Genomic DNA, 1,178 nt, shown 5'->3' with positions numbered 1-1,178 from the left:
GCCGGCAACCAGATCGTCTACACCCTGGACAACGCCGGCCAGCGCACCCAGGAAGACACCAAGGACAGCAGCGGCACACTGCTGCGCACCCTGTCGCGCGTCTACAACCAGCTGGGCCAGCTCAAGACCGGTAAGGATGCCTACAACCACGCCACCGGCTACGTCTACGACGTCGGCGGCAACCTGGACACCGTCACCGACGCGTTGAGCACGGTCACCGACAACACCTACGACCCGCTGGGCCGCCTGGTGAAGACCCTGCAGGACACCGCCGGCATCAACGCCCAGACCCAGTTCCAGTACGACGCGCTGGACCGCCTGACCCAGGTCACCGATCCCAAGGGCCTGAACACCCAGTACCAGTACAACGGCCTGGGCGACCTGACCCAGTTGACCAGCCCGGACACCGGCATCACCGGCTACACCTACGACAGCGCCGGCAACCGCAAAACCCAGACCGACGCCCGCAACGAAACCGCGACCTACAGCTACGACGCCCTCAACCGCGTCGTCGGTATCGCCTACAGCGACACGTCGCTCAACGTCGCCTACACCTACGACACCCCCCAGGCCGTTTGCCAAACCGGCGAGACCTTCAGCGCCGGCCGCATGACCCGCATGGACGACGGCAGCGGTAATACCCGCTACTGCTACGACCGCCGCGGCAACGTGGTGCGCAAGGTCCAGACCACTAATGGGCAGGTGTTCACCCTGGTCTACGGCTACACCCTGGCCAACCAGCTGTCCTCGGTGACCTATCCCAGCGGAATGCGGGTGGACTACACCCACAACGCCCTGGGCCAGCCCAGCGGCGCAACGGTCACCCAGCCGGGCCAGGCCCCGCAGGTGCTGCTGACCAGCGTCACCTATTACCCCTTCGGCCCGGCGGCCGAGCTGGAGTACGGCGACGGCCGCCGCCTCAAGCGCACCCACAACCAGAACTACCAGCCCGGCGTGATCGAAGACGTGGGCCCGGACGGCCTGTCGCTGGGTTACGAGTTCGACGCGGTCGGTAACCTGATCAAGCTGCGCAAGGGCGACCAGTCCGAACCGCCGCTGCGGGCCTATGCCTACGACAGACTCGGCCGCCTGACCGAGACCCGCGACGGCACTACCAACGCGTTGCTGCAGGGCTACACCTACGACGCCACCGGCAACCGCACCAGCAAGACCGATGC

At 66.5% G+C, this 1,178-nt stretch carries 1 pseudogene; it reads left to right on the top strand.

Going from position 1 to position 1,178, the window contains the following annotated elements:
• A pseudogene (locus V1318_RS21670) lies at positions 1-1,178 on the top strand (hypothetical protein); the annotation flags it as partial.

This window comes from Lysobacter sp. CCNWLW3 (assembly GCF_036697405.1).
Lineage (GTDB): Bacteria > Pseudomonadota > Gammaproteobacteria > Xanthomonadales > Xanthomonadaceae > Lysobacter.
This window is presented reverse-complemented; position numbering and strand designations above follow the sequence as displayed.